The sequence below is a fragment of the Monashia sp. HAY1-5C genome, assembly GCF_056755255.1.
The window spans coordinates 1-17,739 of the sequence record NZ_JBPGXG010000097.1 but is presented as its reverse complement, the minus strand read 5'-3'; the positions used below and the strand labels follow the sequence as shown (position 1 = coordinate 17,739).

General features: G+C 72.0%; 18 protein-coding genes. 9 read left to right on the top strand and 9 right to left on the bottom strand.

What is annotated here, in order from left to right:
* Positions 1-759: lysophospholipid acyltransferase family protein (locus tag ACR9ZK_RS14840; RefSeq protein WP_481342714.1), on the bottom strand; the 759-nt coding region annotated here is incomplete at its 3' end.
* A gap of 219 nt (positions 760-978) precedes the next feature.
* Here ACR9ZK_RS14840 and ACR9ZK_RS14835 point away from each other — a divergent pair.
* A complete protein-coding gene (locus tag ACR9ZK_RS14835) occupies positions 979-1,650 on the top strand; it encodes a hypothetical protein (protein ID WP_481342713.1) in 672 nt (223 codons plus the stop codon).
* Between the two features lie 23 nt (positions 1,651-1,673).
* On the opposite strand, the gene ACR9ZK_RS14830 is transcribed toward ACR9ZK_RS14835, so the two are convergent.
* From ACR9ZK_RS14830 to ACR9ZK_RS14815, 4 genes are read right to left on the bottom strand one after another with little or no spacing between them, the layout of a single operon-like run.
* The gene (locus ACR9ZK_RS14830; protein ID WP_481342712.1) at positions 1,674-2,360 is read right to left on the bottom strand and encodes an endonuclease/exonuclease/phosphatase family protein; all 687 of its coding nucleotides are present in this window, start codon (positions 2,358-2,360) and stop codon (positions 1,674-1,676) included.
* A 44-nt stretch (positions 2,361-2,404) separates the two neighbouring features.
* Positions 2,405-3,382: an ROK family glucokinase gene (locus ACR9ZK_RS14825; RefSeq protein ID WP_481342711.1), complete on the bottom strand. Its 978-nt coding sequence runs from the start codon at positions 3,380-3,382 to the stop codon at positions 2,405-2,407.
* Entirely contained in the window at positions 3,379-3,951 is a 573-nt protein-coding gene (locus ACR9ZK_RS14820) for a hypothetical protein (RefSeq protein WP_481342710.1), read from the bottom strand. The genes ACR9ZK_RS14825 and ACR9ZK_RS14820 overlap by 4 nt, the downstream gene beginning before the upstream one ends.
* Before the next feature lie 6 nt (positions 3,952-3,957).
* Complete coding sequence (locus tag ACR9ZK_RS14815) at positions 3,958-4,401, bottom strand: SRPBCC family protein (protein ID WP_481342709.1); 444 nt, start codon at positions 4,399-4,401, stop codon at positions 3,958-3,960.
* A gap of 198 nt (positions 4,402-4,599) precedes the next feature.
* On the opposite strand from ACR9ZK_RS14815, the gene ACR9ZK_RS14810 reads away from it, so the two are divergent.
* Complete coding sequence (locus ACR9ZK_RS14810; protein ID WP_481342708.1) at positions 4,600-6,390, top strand: AMP-dependent synthetase/ligase; 1,791 nt, start codon at positions 4,600-4,602, stop codon at positions 6,388-6,390.
* A gap of 62 nt (positions 6,391-6,452) precedes the next feature.
* Here ACR9ZK_RS14810 and ACR9ZK_RS14805 read toward each other — a convergent pair whose 3' ends face one another.
* The gene (locus ACR9ZK_RS14805; RefSeq protein WP_481342707.1) at positions 6,453-7,817 is read right to left on the bottom strand and encodes a hypothetical protein; all 1,365 of its coding nucleotides are present in this window, start codon (positions 7,815-7,817) and stop codon (positions 6,453-6,455) included.
* 36 nt (positions 7,818-7,853) lie between these two features.
* The gene (locus tag ACR9ZK_RS14800) at positions 7,854-8,171 is read right to left on the bottom strand and encodes a hypothetical protein (protein WP_481342706.1); all 318 of its coding nucleotides are present in this window, start codon (positions 8,169-8,171) and stop codon (positions 7,854-7,856) included.
* Positions 8,172-8,452: 281 nt separating this feature from the next.
* Here ACR9ZK_RS14800 and ACR9ZK_RS14795 point away from each other — a divergent pair, with 281 nt between their 5' ends.
* Both ACR9ZK_RS14795 and ACR9ZK_RS14790 read left to right on the top strand, forming a co-directional pair.
* On the top strand, positions 8,453-10,219 hold the full coding sequence (locus ACR9ZK_RS14795) for a DEDD exonuclease domain-containing protein (RefSeq protein ID WP_481342705.1): 1,767 nt from the start codon (positions 8,453-8,455) through the stop codon (positions 10,217-10,219).
* 20 nt (positions 10,220-10,239) lie between these two features.
* Positions 10,240-10,524, top strand: a complete 285-nt coding sequence (locus tag ACR9ZK_RS14790) for an Lrp/AsnC family transcriptional regulator (RefSeq protein WP_481342704.1) — start codon at positions 10,240-10,242, stop codon at positions 10,522-10,524.
* A 32-nt stretch (positions 10,525-10,556) separates the two neighbouring features.
* Here the strand turns inward: ACR9ZK_RS14790 and trpD are convergent, their stop codons facing one another.
* Both trpD and ACR9ZK_RS14780 read right to left on the bottom strand, forming a co-directional pair.
* Positions 10,557-11,609, bottom strand: a complete 1,053-nt coding sequence (gene trpD / locus ACR9ZK_RS14785) for an anthranilate phosphoribosyltransferase (RefSeq protein WP_481342703.1) — start codon at positions 11,607-11,609, stop codon at positions 10,557-10,559.
* Between the two features lie 4 nt (positions 11,610-11,613).
* On the bottom strand, positions 11,614-12,084 hold the full coding sequence (locus ACR9ZK_RS14780; protein WP_481342702.1) for a PleD family two-component system response regulator: 471 nt from the start codon (positions 12,082-12,084) through the stop codon (positions 11,614-11,616).
* Between the two features lie 305 nt (positions 12,085-12,389).
* Here ACR9ZK_RS14780 and ctaE point away from each other — a divergent pair, with 305 nt between their 5' ends.
* The 5 genes from ctaE to ACR9ZK_RS14755 all read left to right on the top strand — a co-directional run bounded on the left by ctaE (position 12,390) and on the right by ACR9ZK_RS14755 (position 17,332).
* Entirely contained in the window at positions 12,390-13,052 is a 663-nt protein-coding gene (gene ctaE / locus ACR9ZK_RS14775) for an aa3-type cytochrome oxidase subunit III (RefSeq protein ID WP_481342701.1), read from the top strand.
* 72 nt (positions 13,053-13,124) lie between these two features.
* Positions 13,125-13,931: a cytochrome bc1 complex diheme cytochrome c subunit gene (gene qcrC / locus ACR9ZK_RS14770; RefSeq protein WP_481342700.1), complete on the top strand. Its 807-nt coding sequence runs from the start codon at positions 13,125-13,127 to the stop codon at positions 13,929-13,931.
* Between the two features lie 49 nt (positions 13,932-13,980).
* Entirely contained in the window at positions 13,981-15,081 is a 1,101-nt protein-coding gene (qcrA, locus tag ACR9ZK_RS14765; protein ID WP_481342699.1) for a cytochrome bc1 complex Rieske iron-sulfur subunit, read from the top strand.
* Positions 15,078-16,838, top strand: a complete 1,761-nt coding sequence (gene qcrB, locus ACR9ZK_RS14760; RefSeq protein WP_481342698.1) for a cytochrome bc1 complex cytochrome b subunit — start codon at positions 15,078-15,080, stop codon at positions 16,836-16,838. Before qcrA ends, qcrB begins: the two co-directional genes overlap by 4 nt.
* A gap of 140 nt (positions 16,839-16,978) precedes the next feature.
* Positions 16,979-17,332: a metallopeptidase family protein gene (locus ACR9ZK_RS14755; protein WP_481342697.1), complete on the top strand. Its 354-nt coding sequence runs from the start codon at positions 16,979-16,981 to the stop codon at positions 17,330-17,332.
* The last annotated feature ends 407 nt before the right edge of the window (positions 17,333-17,739 follow it).

The window sequence follows — 17,739 nt, the reverse complement described above, 5'->3', positions numbered from 1 at the left end:
TCCGTCGTCGGCAGCGTCAGATGTGTATAAGAGACAGGGCTTGGCGGCCTCCTGCAGCTCGCGCGCCTTGGCCTTGGCGGCGGCGAGGAGACGGTCCTTCATCGAGGTCGCGTACATGTCGACGTACTCCTGGCCGGACAGCAGCATCAGCTCGTACATGATCTCGTCGGTGATCGAGCGCAGGACGAAACGGTCGTCCTCCATGCCCTCATACCGGGAGAAGTCGAGCGGCTTGCCGACGCGGACGCCGATGCGCATGATCCGCGGGATGAGCTTGCCGGTGGGCTGGGCCTTGTCGGTGCCGATCATCGCGACGGGGATGACGGCGACCTTGCCCTCGAGGGCCATCCGGGCGACGCCGGTGCGGCCCCGGTACAGGCGGCCGTCTGGAGAGCGCGTGCCCTCCGGGTAGATCCCGAGCAGCTCGCCGCGGCGGAGCACCTTCAGGCCCGAGCTGAGGGCGGCGTTGCTCGCCTTGCCGCCGGAGCGGTCGACCGGCAGCTGCCCGACGCCCTTGAAGAACGCAGCGGTGAGCCGGCCCTTGAGGCCCCGGCCGGTGAAGTAGTCACTCTTGGCGAGGAACGTGACCCGGCGGGAGACGACGAGCGGCAGGAAGACCGAGTCGGAGAAGGACAGGTGGTTCGAGGCGAAGATCGCCGCACCGGTCTCGGGGATGTTCTCCTCCCCCTCCACCCAGGGACGGAAGAGGAGCTTGATGATCGGCCCCACGACGACCATCTTGAGGAACCAGTAGAACACCCGTGCACCCCTCCTGACTGTGACCGCTCGAACTCTACGGCACTCGCGCGCGCACAGCGGCGCGTGCGAGGATCAGCAGGTCCAGCCGCACCGTCGCCAGGAGCCCACCGTGTCGGTCCCTCCCGAGGTCGTCACCGCCCTGCGCGGGGCGTCCTCGTTACGTGTCTCGCGGTCCGCCGACGCGGCGGTCCCAGGTCCCGAGCCCGTCGGGGAGCCGTCGTGAACGACCGAGACCTCGACGACGAGTTCGCACGGATCATCGCCGGCTGGGACGCCGAGGCGCCCGACCCGCTGCCGCGTCGTGCCGCTGCTCCCGACGCCGACGCGGTCCCTGTCGACGCCGATGCGACCGCCCCAGGCGGCGCCACCGACGCCGCTCCAACCGATGCCGCTCCGACCGCCGGCGCCGGGCCCGATGAGGCTCCGACCGTCGGCGCCGGGCCCGCCCCGGAGGGCGAGAGCGCGACGCCGTCGGCCGCGACGCCGTCGGCGTCCGGACCGGGAGGTGCCCCGGGAGGGGTGACCGGCTCGGACGCCCTGGACCTGCCGATCGCCCCGACGACCCCGCACGTCTGGCGCGGCGGCACGCCGACGCGCGACGACTCCGACGCGCCCCTCGACGAGGTCGGCTCCGACGGTGCCGACAACGACCACTTCGTGCCGCCCTCGGAGATCGACCTGCCCTCGGCCGAGACCGACCCGATGTTCTGGGCGATCGTCGGCGGACTCGTCGGTGGCCCGCTCCTGCTGCTCTACATCCTGTTCTTCGACCGCGACGGCAGCGGCTGGTGGGTCGTCACGGCGCTCGCCATGATCGTCGTCGGTTTCGTGCTGCTCGTGCTGCGCGGCGGCACCGAGCGGGACCCGTTCGACGACGGCACCCGCGTCTGAGCCGCGGCCGCAGGCAGGCGTCCTCAGCCACGGGCGTCACGGGGTGCGAGGTCGACCCAGAGCGGGCGGTGGTCCGAGCCCGCGGCGACGTCGGCCGCGACCGCGCGCTCGAGCGAAGCACGCTCGTGCGGGTCGCCCTGCGCGACAACGAGGTCCGGTGGTGCGAGGACGAGGTCGATGGCCACCGTGGGCGACGCCACGGGGAAGGTCGGCTGGTCCGGCAGCACGGACCGCCACCGTCGCGTGAGGACGGCGCGGGCGGCACCGTCGGGCCCCTCGTTGAGGTCGCCGGCGACGATGCAGCGCGCCGGCAGCGCCGTGACGAGCCGGGCGGCGTGGCGAACCCGCTCAGCCGCCCGGAGGCCCAGGTGCACGCTCGCCACGGTCACCGACGCGTCGGGAGCCCATCGCCCCGGCGCGACCGTCACCGCGGCCCAGCCACGCGTCCGGTCGGGGAACCGCGTGGGTAGCCGGCCACGTGCCGTTCCCGTCACCTCGACTCCGGGAGCCGTGAGGACGACCGTCCCTCCTGTGCCGAACCGACCTGTGCCCCAGTGCATCCCGCACTCGCGCGCGAACCGCGGTAGTCGCACCTCGGTCGTCAGGCGACGGGGCACCTCCTGGAGGCAGAGCACGTCGGGAGCCACCGCACGCACGACCCGCGCCGCCGCGCGCCGGTCGTCGAGGAAGTCACGGACGTTGTAGGTCATGACGCGGAGCCGCTCCGCCGGCCCGGGCGTCGCTCCCGCCGTCGTCACCGTCCGGCGCGGGCGAGCTCGGCCGCGCCGATGAGCCCGGCGTCGCTGCCGAGGACGGCGCGCACGATGCGCGCCTCGGGGCGGTAGCCGCGTCCGGGCAGCTGTCGGCGGAAGGCGTCGCGGGCCGGACCGATGAGCATCTCGTCGGCGGCGCTGACACCACCGCCGACGACGAACAGGCCGGGGTCGAACGCCGCCGCGAGGTTGGCCAGGCCGACACCCAGCCACTCACCGATGTCCGCGAGCAGCTCACGGGCCGTCGGGTCGCCGTCGCGCGCGGCCTCGGTGATGAAGGGCCCGGTGAGCGAGCCCTTGTCGCCACCGAGACGCGCGAGCAGGTCGGCGACGACCGGCGAGCCGGCCTCGATCATGGCGCGGGCCTCGCGCACGAGGGCGTTGCCGCTCGCGTACTGCTCCCAGCAGCCGCGGTTGCCGCACTCGCACCGAACCCCGCCGGGGACGACCTGCATGTGGCCGAACTCGCCCGCGATGCCGTACCGCCCACGCTGGACCCTGCCGTCGACGATGAGCGCCCCGCCGATGCCCGTGCCGAGCGTGATGACGACGACGTGCGATTCTCCGCGCGCCGCGCCGAAGGCCGCCTCGGCCCAGGCCGCGGCGTTGGCGTCGTTGTCGACGCTGATCGGCAGGTCGATGCGCTCCGAGAGGGCCTCACGCAGCGGCTCGTTGCGCCACGACAGGTGGGGGGCGAAGACGACGGTCGCGCGGTCCTCGGCGACGAAGCCGGCTGCGCCGATGCCGACGGCCACGACGTCGCGGCCGCCGTCGGCGCGCACCTGGCCGAGGAGGTCCTCGACCGCCTCGACGATGGTGTCCTCGACGACCTGCGGCGACGTCGAGCGGTGCGGGGTGTCGCGGCGGACGCGGTGGGAGATGCGGCCCTCCTCGTCGACGACGCCGCCGGCCACCTTGGTGCCGCCGATGTCGATGCCGATGGCGAGTCCGGTGCTCACTCCGGGCTTCCCTTCTGCTCGGGGGGAACGTCGTCGGGGGCGCCACCCGTCGGGGCGGGCATCGACGTGTCGGTGGCCGTGTCGTTCGAGGTGTCGGCCGACGCGTCGCTCGCGGCGTCGGTCGAGGGGTCCGCTCCGCGCCCCGGTGTTCGCTCGCGCCGCTCGCGCTGCACCGTGGCGAGGTCGCGCAGCGCCGTCGCCGCGAACCCGACCACGTCGGCGAACCGCTCGATCGTGTCCGGCTCGACGCGCTGGACGAAGGCGATGAGCTGGCACACCGGACAGACCCGGCACGCCGACGGCGTCCGACCGCCGCACGTGCACTCGTGCGTCTCCCCCGACCCGGCTCGGGTCCCGGCCGAGCGCTGCCCCCCGCCGCTCGGCTCGCCGGTGGCACCTGATCCCCCGGCGGGGCCTCCGGCCGCGGATGCCGGACCCCACCCGCGGGCAGAGAGCAGGTCGACGAGCAGCGCGGCCTCCTCGGCGACCGATCCGGTCGCGACGCCGCGCTCCTCGCGCTCCTCGCGCGCGCCGGGGTCGTCGATGTCGTCGGTGTCGTCGGGCTCCACGGTCGCTCAGGCCTCGACGCGCTTCTTCAGCTCCTTGAGGGCCGTGTCGACGATGACCTTCTCCGCCTTGCGCTTGAGCAGCCCGATCATCGGGATCTTGACGTCGACGGCGAGCCGGTAGGTGACGCGGGTGCCCGCGCCGTCGGTCGTCAGGGTGTACGAGCCGTTCATCGCCTTGAGCACCTGGGCCGACACCAGCGACCACGACACGATCCCGGTGCCGTCCTCGACGACGTCCCACTCGTAGTCGAGGACGTAGGTGTCCTTGATCGCCCCGGCGTCGAGGGTGAACTCCACCTGGTCGGCCCAGCCGTCGCCCTCCTCGGCGAGCACGCGGACGTCCTTGACCTCGCCGGCCCACTGCGGGTAGGCCTCGAAGTCGGCGATGACGTCGAGCACCTCGCCGGGTGGCGCGGCGATGCTGATGGATGACTCGGTGCGATCGGCCATGCGCCGAAGGCTATCGCGTCGGTGCCACGGCCCCGTGTGGCGGCGCGGGGCGGCGTGGGAGGATGGCGACGGCGACCCGTCCGCGCCCGCGGACGCGTCGCCCGACCGCGCGCCGGGCTGTGACGACGATGACGTGGTCAGCACGGTTACCGATCGGTAGTGTCTGTCGGAGTCCGGCCCCGGCCAACAGGAGTGTCAGTGAAGGACAACGTCGTCGCACCGCTTGCCCCCGTCACCACGGAGGGCAGCCTCGCCCAGCTGCCGGGACGCAACGCGTCCGAGGCACCCCACGAGACGGCCTTTTCGATCAAGCGTCCGTCGGGCGGGTGGAGCCAGGTCAGCTGGGCCCAGTTCGCGGCCGACGTCGACGCCGTCGCGCGCGGCCTCGTCGCCGCAGGTGTGCAGCCCGGTGACCGCGTCGCGCTCATGTGCCGGACCCGGTACGAGTGGACCCTCCTCGACTTCGCGGGGTGGACCGCCGGGGCGGTCGTCGTCCCCGTCTACGAGACGTCCTCGGCAGAGCAGGTCCAGTGGATCCTGTCCGACTCGGGGGCCCGGTTCGCCGTCGTGGAGACCTCGGCCCACGCGTCCGTCGTCGACGACGTGCGGGCCGACCTGCCGGACCTCGCCGACGTCCTCGTCATCGACGACGGGGCCCTGGACGCGCTGCGCGAGCGTGGCCGCGACGTGTCCGACGCCGAGCTGGCGGGCCGGCGCGACGCCCTCGACCGCACCTCGCTGGCGACGATCATCTACACCTCGGGCACGACGGGTCGGCCCAAGGGCTGCGAGCTGACCCATGGCAACTTCCTCGACCTCGCCGAGAACGCCATCGGCAAGCTCGGCCAGGTCGTCCTGAGCGACAACGCCTCGACGCTGCTCTTCCTGCCGCTCGCCCACGTCTTCGCCCGCTTCATCGAGGTGCTGTGCGTCGCGGGCAAGGCGCGCATGGGCCACTCGGCCGACATCAAGACCCTCCTCGACGACTTCGCCGGCTTCCAGCCGACCTTCGTCCTCGCCGTGCCGCGGGTGTTCGAGAAGATCTACAACTCCGCCGAGGCCAAGGCCTCGGCCGAGGGCAAGGGCAAGATCTTCCTGCGGGCCGCCACGGTCGCCATCGCCTACAGCGAGGCCCTGGACGCCGGCGGGCCCGGCCCGGGGCTGCGTGTGCAGCATGCGCTGTTCGACCGGCTCGTCTTCGGCAAGCTGCGCGCGGCCATGGGCGGCCAGGTCCGGTACGCCGTGTCCGGCGGCGCGCCGCTCGGCACGCGGCTCGGCCACTTCTACCGGGGGATCGGCATCCTCATCCTCGAGGGCTACGGCCTGACCGAGACCACCGCGCCCGTCGCCGTCAACACCCCGGACAAGGTCAAGATCGGCACCGTCGGGTACCCGCTGCCCGGCTGCGGCATCCGCATCGCCGAGGACGGCGAGATCCTCCTCAAGGGCGTCGGCGTCTTCACCCGCTACCACGACAACCCCCAGGCCACCGACGAGGCGATCCGCGACGGGTGGTTCCACACCGGCGACGTCGGCGAGCTGGACGAGGACGGCTACCTGCGCATCACGGGCCGCAAGAAGGAGATCCTCGTGACCGCCGGCGGCAAGAACGTGGCCCCGGCCGTGCTCGAGGACCGGCTGCGCGCCCACCCGCTCGTCTCGCAGTGCATCGTCGTCGGTGACCAGCGGCCCTTCGTCGGGGTGCTCGTCACCCTTGACGAGGAGATGTGGCCGCTCTGGGCCAAGACCCACGGGCTCGACGACGTGACGATCGAGCAGGCGCGGACCCACCCCACGGTGCTCGAGGCGATCCAGGCCGCCGTCGACCGCGCCAACCAGGCGGTGTCGCGCGCCGAGTCGATCCGCAAGTTCGCGGTCCTGCCCGGCGACTTCACCGAGTCCAACGGCTACCTGACGCCGTCGCTCAAGCTGAAGCGCGCCGTCGTCATGAAGGACTTCGCGGAGGACGTCGACAAGCTCTACGCCTGAGGGTCGGACTCCCGTCGCGGGTTGGTCCCGCTCGTCCAGGCGCTCGGGCCGCCAGCTCGCCGTCATCCCCGCCGCAACAAGGCGCGTAGGCGTGCCTGCCACGCCCGGACGACGGCGGTCCGGTCGGTGCCGAGCTCGGCCTGCAGCGCCCGGTCGGTCACGGCCTCGGGGTCTGCCAGGAGGTCGGGCGCCACGTCAACTCCCCCGGCGGCGCCCCGGTAGAACCGCACCACCGCCGGGATGCCGTAGCGGTCGACGAGGGTCCGCAGGACGAGCAGGCTCTCGCCGTAGGCGACCGGCAGCCGCCCGGTCGACGGGTCGAAGTCGGCCTCGCCGGGGAACGACTGCGGAAGACCCGTGGTGCGAACCGCCTCGAGGGCCGGGGCCACCACGGTCTGCTCGGGCAGGTCCACGGCCCGGTAGCCGACGAGCTCGGCGAACCCCTCGGACAGCCACAGCGGCACGGACCGCGTCGTCGACGAGCGCACCGTGGCGTGGGTCAGCTCGTGCGTCATGACCACGTCTCGCCCCGCCGGCCGCAGCGAGTCCCAGGGCCCGGGCACGACGACGATGCGGTCCGCCCCGGCCGGGCTACCCGCGACGAGTGGCCCGTCCGTGGCGGCAGCGACCCCCTGGAGGTCAGCCACCTGGCGGCCGAGCAGCCGGGCGGCGTCGGCGTCCGTGGCCGGCGCCACCCAGACGGCCGGCCGCGACCGCCCCCACACCGCCGCGACCCGGGCTCCCGCGGCGACGGCGCGCTGCTCCAGCTCGTCGACGCGGCTCGCGGGTCCGACGGCCAGCACGAGAGCCCGGCGGCTGCGCCGGACGACGAGGCCCTCGAGGTCCCACGGCTGCGGGCGGTCGGCCGGACGCGTCGCGACGACCGTGAGGCCCCCGGGGTCGGCGGCGCTGGCCCTCACCGTGAGGTCGAAGTCGAAGGTTCGGGGTGCCGTGTCGAAACCGTCGAGCCGATAGGTCGAGGTGACCCGGACGTCCCAGTCGACGCTGGTCCCCCGCGACGCCGGCACCGGTGCGGTGCGCTCGCGGACCGCGGCGACCCGGACGTCGCCCAGCCGCATCGCCACCATGCGTTCCAACACGGCGGCCTCCTTCGCGCGCAGCCGGCGGTCACCGGGCACGAGGTCGGCGAGCCACGCGGCACGGTCACCGCGGGCTGCGGCTGCGGCCCGACGCTCTGCGAGGGCCCGGACGGCGCGGGCCCGGGCACCCGCCCACGCCTCGGGTGCAACCTCCGACGGCTCCGACGACACCGGCGGGACCGGTGCAGGACGGGCGACCCAGCTGGTGGCCGCCGTTACGCTCGACGCCCCCGCCCGGCCGGTCGCCGCGGAGCACGCCGCCGACGTCGCGGCGAGGACGCCCGTGGCGACCACCGCGACGAGTCGCGCGCATCCGGACCTCACCACCGCGCCATGGTGGCACGGGGCGCCGGACGCTGTCCGTCAGCCGGCGTGGCGCGAACGTTCGGTCCTCGTCGGACGCGGCTCGAGCACGGCCCGGGCCGCGTTGGCCGTCGTGGTGCTGACCAGCCCGGCGCCGAGCAGCGCCGAGACCGCCCGGCGCTCCGCGCGGTCGAGCGGGACGGTGCGGTCCTCGGCACCGGAGGCTTCGGTGTGCTCGTCGGCCGTCCGGGCCGAGGCGGGAGCGGAAACCGGCGAGGGCATCGGCGCCGTCAGGATCGGCAGGGCCGACAGCGCGGTCACCATGCAGTCGGCGCAGTGGACGTTGCGCACGGGGCACGTCTGGCAGTCGACGAGCATCTCAGGCCACCCTTCTGTCTCTCGTTGCGATCTGTCACCGGACACGCTATGAGCCACCACCGACAGCCCTGTCCGGCGACGTCACCGGCCCTGCCGTCGGGACACTCCGCCACCGGGGACGGCGCGGGGACGGCACGGGGACGGCACGGCGACGGCACGGCGACGGCACGGGGATGGCACGGGGACGGCGCGGCGACGGCGCGGATGTGCCACGGCCCCAAGGACGCTCCCACCGCCGCGCCTGCGCGGTGTTGTCGGCAGCGGCCCCTACCGTCGGTGGCATGCACTCCTTCCAGGCGACGTTCGACGACCTCGGCACGGCGCTCGCCGACGTCACGTTCGTCGTCGTGGACCTCGAGACCACGGGGGGCAGCCCGGCCCAGTGCGGCATCACCGAGATCGGCGCGGTCAAGGTCCGCGGCGGTGAGGTGCTCGGCGAGTTCCAGACCCTCGTCAACCCCGCCGAGCCCATCCCGGCGTTCATCTCGGTCCTCACCGGCATCACGGACTCCATGGTCGCCGACGCCCCGCGAATCGACAGCGCGCTACCGGCCTTCCTGGAGTTCGCCGCGGGCAGCGTCCTCGTCGCCCACAACGCCGGGTTCGACATCGGCTTCCTCAAGTCCGCGGCGTCGCTGACCGACACCCCGTGGCCCGGGTTCACGGTCCTCGACACGCTCCAGCTGGCGCGGCAGCTCGTCGTGCGCGACGAGTCGCCGAACCACCGGCTGTCCTCGCTCGCCCACGTCTTCGGCTCTCCGACGACACCCGACCACCGGGCCCTGCACGACGCCCGGGCCACCGTCGACGTCCTGCACGGGCTCATCGGCCGGGTCGGCAACCTGGGCGTCCACACGCTCGAGGAGCTGTCGAGCTACACCTCCCGCGTCACGCCGGCCCAGCGTCGCAAGCGCTTCCTCGCCGACCCGCTCCCGAGCGCTCCCGGCGTCTACCTGTTCAAGGACGCGAGCGGCCGCGTCCTCTACGTCGGCACGAGCCGCGACATCCGCAGCCGCGTGCGCACGTACTTCACCGCCTCCGAGCAGCGCAGCCGGATGGCCGAGATGGTCCGCCTGGCGCAGGCCGTGCACCCTGTCGTCTGCCAGACCTCCCTCGAGGCTCAGGTGCGCGAGCTGCGGCTCATCGACGAGCACAAGCCGCGGTTCAACCGGCGCTCCAAGGACGGCCGACGCGTCATGTGGGTCAAGCTGACGAACGAGCGGTTTCCCCGGCTGTCGATCGTGCGGCGGGTCCGCGACGACGGCGCCAGCTACATCGGTCCGTTCCGCACGCGCGCCACCGCCCAGGCCGCCGTCGACGCCGTCCACGAGGTCGTCCCGTTGCGTCAGTGCACCGGCCGCCTCACGGGTGTCCGGGGCTCGGCCTGCGCGCTCGCCGACATGGGACGCTGTGGCGCCCCCTGCACGGGTGCGCAGAGCCCCGACGAGTACGCCGTCGTCGCGGCGGGGTGCGCCTCGATCTTCACCGGGGACGCCCGTCCGGTGGCCGAGCGCCTGCGCTCCCGTCTCGAGGAGCTCGCCTCCCAGGAGCGGTTCGAGGACGCCGCCCGGGTCCGCGACCGCTTCCTCCAGCTCGTCAGGGGGGCAGCGCGCGCCCAACGGCTCGCCCCGTTGACCCGCTCCCCCGAGATCGTCGCCGCCCGCCGCAGCGACACCGGCGGCTGGGAGCTCGTCTCCATCCGTCACGGCCGGCTCGCCGGCACCGTCGTCAGCCCGCGCGGCGCCGACCCGATGCCGTACGTCCGCTCGATGCAGGCCACCGCCGAGGTCGTCGCTCCCCCGACACCGGAACGCCCGGCCGCGCTCACCGAGGAGACCGAGATCCTGCTGCGCTGGCTCGAGGCCCCGGGCGTGCGGATCGTCGAGCTCGACGGCTCGTGGACGTGTCCGGTCGGTGGCGCCGGAGCGGTCCGGCTCGAGCTCGAACCGGCCGTCGCGTCGGCCCGCGAGGCCGTCGGGTTCGACCACGACGTCCCGGCCCCGGCGGGGTCCGGGGCCCGGCGCCACGGCCTGCGCCGCGCCGGCTGACGACGGCTAGGGTGTGTCCCGTGATCACCGCCATCGTCATGATCAACTGCGAGGTCGACCGCATCCCCGAGGTCGCCGAGGAGATCGCGAACATCCCCGCCGTCTCCGAGGTCTACTCCGTCACCGGCGACGCCGATCTCATCGCCATGGTCCGGGTTCGGGCCCACGACGAGTTCGCCGACGTCATCGCGGACCGCCTCAACAAGGTCGAGGGCATCGTCGGCACGTCGACGCACATCGCCTTCCGCACGTACTCGGCCCATGACCTCGAGGCCGCCTTCAGCCTGGGGCTCGAGGGCGAGTGACCCGGCGCTGACCGGCCGGGCAGCCGTCCCGGTCAGGACCGCGTGGCCGCGACCCAACGCTCGACGACACGCGTGGCCGAACCGTCGTCGATGGCGCGGGCCGCGAGGTCCATCGCGGCGCGCAGGTCCGCGTCGAAGTCCTCCTGACCCGTCCCCGAGTCGGGTCGGGTCAGCGCCAGCGCGATGCTGGCGTTGAGCAGCACGGCGTCCCGGACGGCTCCGGGCGCTCCGGCGAAGACCTCGCGCACGACCCCGGCGTTGTGCTCGGCGTCGCCGCCGCGCAGTGCCTCGAGCGGGTGCAGGGGCAGGCCGAGGCGCGTCGGGTCCACGACCCGGTCCGCGACGCGGCCCTCGCGGACCCACCAGACCGTGGTCGTCGTCGACACCGTGACCTCGTCGAGCCCGTCGTCGCCCCGGAAGACGGCGGCGTCCTTGCCCCGGCCGGCGAAGACGCCCGCGAGAAGGGGCGCCATCCGGGCGTCGGCGCACCCGACGGCGGCATACGTCGGCTGGGCCGGGTTGGTCAGCGGGCCGAGGAAGTTGAAGGCCGTGCCGATGCCGAGGTCGCGGCGCGGAACGGCGGTGTGCCGGAAGCCCGGGTGGAAGGTCTGGGCGAAGCAGAAGGTGATGCCGGCCTCCTGGGCGACCTCGACGACGCGCTCGGGCGTCAGCGACAGGTCGATGCCGAGCGCCTCGAGGACGTCGGCCGAGCCGGACGAGGACGACGCGGCCCGGTTTCCGTGCTTGACGAGGCGCACCCCCGCCGCCGCCACGACGATGGCCGACATCGTCGAGATGTTGACGGTGTGGGCCCGGTCCCCACCCGTGCCCACGATGTCGACGCTGGGCCCCGGGACCTCGATGCGCCGCGCATGGGCGAGCATCCGCTCGGCCAGGCCCTGCATCTCGTCGACGCTCTCGCCCTTGGCCCGAAGGCCCATGAGGAAGCCGGCCACCTGCGCCGGGGTCGCCTCCCCCGCCATGATCTGGTCCATCGCCCACGCGGCCGTGTCGCGGTCGAGGTCACGCCCGGCGATGAGGTCGGCGTAGACCGACGGCCAGGTCGTCGTCGTGTCGGACCCCATGGGCTCAGGCGTTGGGGACGACGGCGCGGGCGAGGGTCGTCACGGCGGCCGTCAGCGCGATCGGGTCGAGGGGGTGCGGCACGGCGAGGTCAGCCTGCGACCAGGCGGCCAGCCAGCTGTCCTGGGGGCGCCCGGTCAGGACGATGATCGGCGGGCACTCGAAGATCTCGTTCTTCAGCTGGCGGGCCAGACCCAGACCGCCGACCTTGGCCGCCTCACCGTCGAGGACGAGGATGTCGAACCGCTCGGCCTCGACCGAGCTGATGACCGCGTCGGCCGTGGCGCACTCGTGCCAGCGGACCACCTCGACGTCCTTGGCGGGGCGGCGACCGACGGCGGCCCGGACGGCGTCGCGCGTCGTGTAGTCGTCGCTGTAGAGCAGGACGCTGACCCGCGCCAGCCGGGGCGCGCCACCGGACGACGTCACGACGTCGGTGGAGGTGCCCTGCGCTGCGGTGTCGTTCGAGGCGGTCATGCGCCAGATGCTACCGGCCCGCACACCCGCGTCCGCGGGACCCTCCCGGTGGCCGGGAAGCCGTACCGGTGGCCCGGGGGCACTCCTTCGGCACCGCCTTCGGCACGATCCCGGCACGATCCCGGCACGATCCCGGTACGACCCACGAGCGCCGTGGCACCGCGCCGTGACGTCGCGTGAACCGGACCTCTCGCCGGCGGCCGGTGGACACGGCGACCCGGACGTGTCGGAATGGTCACGAATCCCCGGCAGCGTCCCGGCAATCGGGGGGGTCGCTCGCATCCGCGTCCATGAATGTGGGAATAATGTCCAACGTGGCGACAGCATCAGCAGTTCCTTCCAGCGCAGTAGCGAGCCCGGCCGTCCACGGCCCGGCGACCCGCCCGAACATGGTTGCCGTCGGCACCATCGTCTGGCTCTCCAGCGAGCTCATGTTCTTCGCGGGTCTGTTCGCCGTGTACTTCCAGCTCCGCTCCGTGCGGGGTGAGCTCTGGGCCCAGCAGACCGAGAAGCTCAACCTGCCTTTCGCGAGCGTCAACTGCCTCGTCCTGGTCGTCTCCTCGGTGTGGTGCCAGCTCGGTGTCTGGAAGGCCGAGCGGGGCCAGAAGGCCCGCACCGGCAAGCTCCTCGACCTCAGGACGTGGGGCATGCGCGAGTGGTACGTCCTGACCTACCTCTTCGGCGCGTTCTTCATCGCCGGCCAGGTCATGGAGTACGCCGAGCTCGTCCACGAGGGCGTCACGCTGAGCTCGGACGCGTACGGCTCGGTCTTCTACATGGCCACCGGTTTCCACGGGCTCCACGTGACCGGCGGCCTCATCGCCTTCCTGCTCATCATCGCCCGCACCTTCACGACGCGTCGCTACACGCACGCCAACGCCACCGGCGCCGTCGTCACCTCCTACTACTGGCACTTCGTCGACGTGGTCTGGATCGCGCTCTTCGCGACGATCTACATCCTGCGCTGACGCGGACCCGTCCGGCGAACGCCCTTCCGCCCCACCACGACCCGTGACCCCCTTGGACGACAGGAAGACTCAGTGAAAGCCTTGGCCGCCCGACGCCGACACCCCGCCGCGATCGCGGTGCTGCTGCTGCTCGGCCTTCTCGTGACCGGAGGCGCCTACTCCTTCCTCGCGCCCAAGGACGCCAACGCGGCCGCATCCGTCGCCGCCGACACGGTCGCCGAGGGCAAGAACCTCTTCCTCGCCAACTGCGCCACGTGTCACGGTCTCAACGCCCAGGGCACGAAGTCGGGTCCGTCCCTCGTCGGCGTCGGCGCGGCGTCCGTCGACTTCCAGGTCGGCACGGGCCGCATGCCGCTGGCGGCGCCGAACGTCCAGGCTCCGGTGAACAAGGTGAAGTTCTCCCAGGAGCAGATCAGCGCCCTCGCCGCCTACGTCGCCTCCCTCGGCCCGGGTCCCGCCGTGCCGGACGCGGCGTCCACCAAGGTCCTCGAGCCGGGCTCGGAGGAGAACAACAAGGCCATCGCCGAGGGTGGCGAGATCTTCCGCGTCAACTGCGCCATGTGCCACAACTTCGCCGGCGCCGGCGGCGCGCTGACGCGCGGCAAGTACGCGCCGTCGCTGCAGGAGACGACGCCCACGCACATCTACGAGGCCATGCTCACCGGGCCGCAGTCGATGCCCGTCTTCAACGACACCAACCTGACTCCCGAGGCCAAGCAGAAGGTCATCTCCTACCTCAAGGCGCAGGAGAACGAGACCAACGTCGGCGGCCTGACGCTCGGCAACCTCGGGCCGGTCTCGGAGGGCCTCTTCGCGTGGGTCTTCGGTCTCGGCATCCTCATCGCCTGCGCCGTCTGGCTCGGCAAGAAGGCCGCATGAGCGCCCACCGCATCGTCCCGATCACGCACGACGACAGGACCACCACCCGATGAACGACAACGAGACGACGCACACCGGAGCGGGCACGGCGCTCGCGCCCGGGTCCGAGTCGGGCGCTCTCGAGCCCCGGCCGGGGGCCGACAGCTTCGAGAACCCGGGGCTGCCGCCGCACATCCACCGCGCCGCCGACGACGACCCCCGGGCCGCCAAGCGTGCCGAGCGCCAGGTCGCGACGCTCTTCGGCCTGTCGATGCTGGCCACGCTCGTCTTCCTCGTCAGCTACTTCGCCATCCCCGACGAGGCCACCTTCTTCCTCCCCGGCGTCGGCAAGACCAAGACGCAGAACATCGTCCTCGGCCTGTCGCTCGGGTTCGCGATCTTCCTCATCGGCATCGGTGCGGTGCACTGGGCCAAGACCCTGATGTCCGACGAGGAGATCGTCGAGGAGCGCCACCTCCAGGCGTCCACGAGCGAGGAGCGCGCCAAGGCCGTCCAGGTCGTCGCGGCCGGCGTCGAGTCGACCCAGATGGCCCGCCGTCCCGTGCTGAAGTACACCCTCGGCGGCGCGCTCGGCCTGTTCGCGCTCCCGCTGGGCCTGCAGGTCGCCGGCTCCCTCGGACCGGTCACGGTGGAGGAGCTCAAGCACACGATCTGGGACCCCAAGGACAACAACGGCGGCAAGCCCGTCCGCCTCATGCGTGACCCGGAGATGACCCCGATCCGCCTCGACGAGGTCACCCTCGGGTCGGTCTTCCACGTCATGCCCGAGACGCTGCAGAAGTACCTCGACGAGGGCAAGCACGTCCTCGAGGCCAAGGCCAAGGCGGCGGTCATCCTCATCCGTCTCGACCCGAACGACATCAAGGTGCAGAAGGCCAAGGACTGGGGCGTCGAGGGTGTCGTCGCCTACTCCAAGATCTGCACGCACGTGGGGTGTGCGGTGGGCCTCTACGAGCAGCAGACGCACCACCTGCTCTGCCCGTGCCACCAGTCGACCTTCGACCTCACCGAGGACTGCAAGGTCATCTTCGGCCCGGCCCGCCGGCCGCTGCCGCAGCTCAAGATCACCGTCGACGACGCGGGGTACCTCGTCGCCCCCGAGGGCTTCCACGAGCCCGTCGGACCGAGCTTCTGGGAGCGTGCGCGATGAGCACCATCCACTCCACCCGTCCTGCCGACGCCCTGCGCGCCGGCGACCGCCAGGCCGACGAGCGAGCCTCGGCCACCAGGCCGCTCGGAGGCATCGCCGGCTGGGTCGACGACCGCCTCGGCGCCGCCAAGGGCGTGTCGTTCCTGGCCAAGAAGGTCTTTCCGGACCACTGGTCGTTCATGCTCGGCGAGATCGCGATGTACTCGATGATCGTCTGCCTGCTGACCGGCGCCTTCCTCACCTTCTGGTTCGTCCCGAGCGCGAGCCAGGTCGTGTACGACGGCTCGTACGTGCCGCTCCAGGGCATCACGATGTCCGACGCGTACCGCTCGACGCTCGCGATCTCGTTCGACATCCGCGGTGGTCTGCTCATCCGGCAGATCCACCACTGGGCGGCGCTGATCTTCATCGTGTCCGTCTTCGTGCACATGGCCCGGGTCTTCTTCACCGGCGCCTTCCGCAAGCCGCGCGAGATCAACTGGGTCTTCGGCACCATCCTGTCGATGCTCGCCTGCATCGAGGGCTTCGCCGGCTACTCGCTGCCCGACGACCTGCTCTCGGGCACCGGCATCCGAGCCATGAACGGGTTCGTCCAGTCGGTGCCGGTCATCGGCTCGTACATGGCCTACTTCATCTTCGGTGGCGCGTTCCCCGGCGAGGCGATCATCCCGCGCCTCTACTCGGCACACGTCCTGCTCATCCCGGCCATCCTCGTTGGCCTCTTCACGGCGCACATCCTGCTGGTGTTCGTGCACAAGCACACCCAGTTCCCCGGCCCGGGCCGCACGAACAACAACGTCGTCGGCTACCCGCTCCTGCCGGTGTACGTCGCCAAGGCCGGCGGCTTCTTCTTCATCGTCTTCGGTGTCATCGCGCTCATCTCCGCGGTCGTGACGATCAACCCGATCTGGGCCTACGGTCCCTACGACCCGTCGCCGATCACCGCGGGGTCGCAGCCCGACTGGTACATGGGCTTCGCCGACGGTGCGCTGCGCCTGCTGCCCGGCTGGCTCGAGTTCGAGACCTTCGGCTTCACGTGGAGCATGAACATCTTCCCCGGCTCGATCCTGCTCCTGCCGATCATGTGGACGCTGATCGGCGCGTACCCGTTCGTCGAGGCCTGGGTGACGGGCGACAAGCGCGAGCACCACCTGCTCGACCGTCCTCGCAACGCCCCGACGCGCACGGCAATCGGCGTCGCCGGCATCACGATGTACGTGGTCCTCTTCTTCGCCGCCGGCAACGACCTCATGGCGATCAAGCTGCACCTGTCGATCAACGACATCACCCAGTCCCTGCGCCTGCTGTTCTTCATCGGTCCGCCGATCGCCTTCATGATCACCAAGCGCATCTGCCTCAGCCTGCAGCGGGCCGACCGCCAGAAGGTCCTGCACGGCCGCGAGACGGGCACGATCTGGCGGTACGCCGACGGTCGCTTCGAGGAGATCCACGCACCGCTGACGCCCGAGGAGCGCTGGGTGCTCGTCCAGCACGAGTCGGCCGAGCCGCTGCAGCTCACGGCGGGCAAGGACGCCAACGGGGTCGACAGCCCGATCGCGCGCAAGGAGCGCCTGCGCGCCAAGTTCTCGCACTTCTACTTCAAGGACCGGGTCGCTCCGCCGACGCCGTCCGAGCTCGAGGCCGCGCACCACGAGCACGACGGGCACGTCGCCGCCCCCGCGGGTGAGCACGAGGCCATCGAGTCCCGTGCGGGCAGCGAGCGCGAGACCGTCAAGGCTGACCGCCACCACGACTGAGCCGCCGGTCCGGACGCCCCGATCGGCACACCCGATGGCCCCGACCCGAACGGGTCGGGGCCATCGGCGTCTGCGGGGCATCTCGCCGGCGAGCGTCGGCTGCAGCATGCCGGTGCCTGGCATCGTGCGAGACTGCTGCCGTGCACCAGCTGTCCGATGCCGAGTTCGACGAGGCGGTCGCCGACGGCCTCGACCTCATCCCCGAGGAGCTGGCACGGGCCATGGACAACGTCGTGGTCCTCGTCGAGGACGAGCCGCCGGCCGAGGACCCCGACCTGCTCGGCATCTACGAGGGAACGCCCCTGACCGAGCGAGGCGAGTGGTGGTCGGCGGGTTCCCTCCCGGACCGGATCACCATCTTCAAGGGACCCCTGGAGCGATTCTGCGCGAGCATCGAGGAGCTGCGCGAGGAGATCGCCGTGACGGTCGTGCACGAGGTGGCCCACCACTTCGGCATGGACGACGCGCACCTGCACGAGCTCGGCTGGGGATGACGCCTCAGTGCCTCGGCGTCGCGCTGTCTCTGACTGTCTCTGACTGTCTCGGACTGTCTCGGACTGTCTCTGACTGTCACGCACTGTCTCTGGCTGTCTCTGACTGCCTCGCAGCATCGATGCTGTCTCGCAAGGTGGACACTTTGCGGACCGCACGCCGCGTGCCCTTTACGGACCTCGCCGTCAGGCTCTACGGTCGAAGAACCGACCACCGATCGGATGGAGGTGCAAAGCGAGGATGTTCTCTCCCACACGATCGCACCACGAACCCGAAGGTCCGTGAGTCGTACGGCCAGCACGAAGGGGAGGGTCCTGCGCCCTCCCCTTCGTCATGTCCGCCGTTCGTCGGCGCGCAGACACCGGACGGGCCCTGTCTCTTATACACATCTGACGCTGCCGACGACGGA

What these genes read in the sequence shown, in the direction of transcription:
- ACR9ZK_RS14830 (WP_481342712.1), bottom strand. Translation starts at nt 2,360, where the DNA reads ATGACCTACAACGTCCGTGACTTCCTCGACGACCGGCGCGCGGCGGCG.
- ACR9ZK_RS14815 (WP_481342709.1), bottom strand. Translation starts at nt 4,401, where the DNA reads ATGGCCGATCGCACCGAGTCATCCATCAGCATCGCCGCGCCACCCGGC.
- ACR9ZK_RS14800 (WP_481342706.1), bottom strand. Translation starts at nt 8,171, where the DNA reads ATGCTCGTCGACTGCCAGACGTGCCCCGTGCGCAACGTCCACTGCGCC.
- ACR9ZK_RS14795 (WP_481342705.1), top strand. Translation starts at nt 8,453, where the DNA reads ATGCACTCCTTCCAGGCGACGTTCGACGACCTCGGCACGGCGCTCGCC.
- trpD (WP_481342703.1), bottom strand. Translation starts at nt 11,609, where the DNA reads ATGGGGTCCGACACGACGACGACCTGGCCGTCGGTCTACGCCGACCTC.
- ACR9ZK_RS14780 (WP_481342702.1), bottom strand. Translation starts at nt 12,084, where the DNA reads ATGACCGCCTCGAACGACACCGCAGCGCAGGGCACCTCCACCGACGTC.
- ctaE (WP_481342701.1), top strand. Translation starts at nt 12,390, where the DNA reads ATGTCCAACGTGGCGACAGCATCAGCAGTTCCTTCCAGCGCAGTAGCG.
- qcrA (WP_481342699.1), top strand. Translation starts at nt 13,981, where the DNA reads ATGAACGACAACGAGACGACGCACACCGGAGCGGGCACGGCGCTCGCG.
- qcrB (WP_481342698.1), top strand. Translation starts at nt 15,078, where the DNA reads ATGAGCACCATCCACTCCACCCGTCCTGCCGACGCCCTGCGCGCCGGC.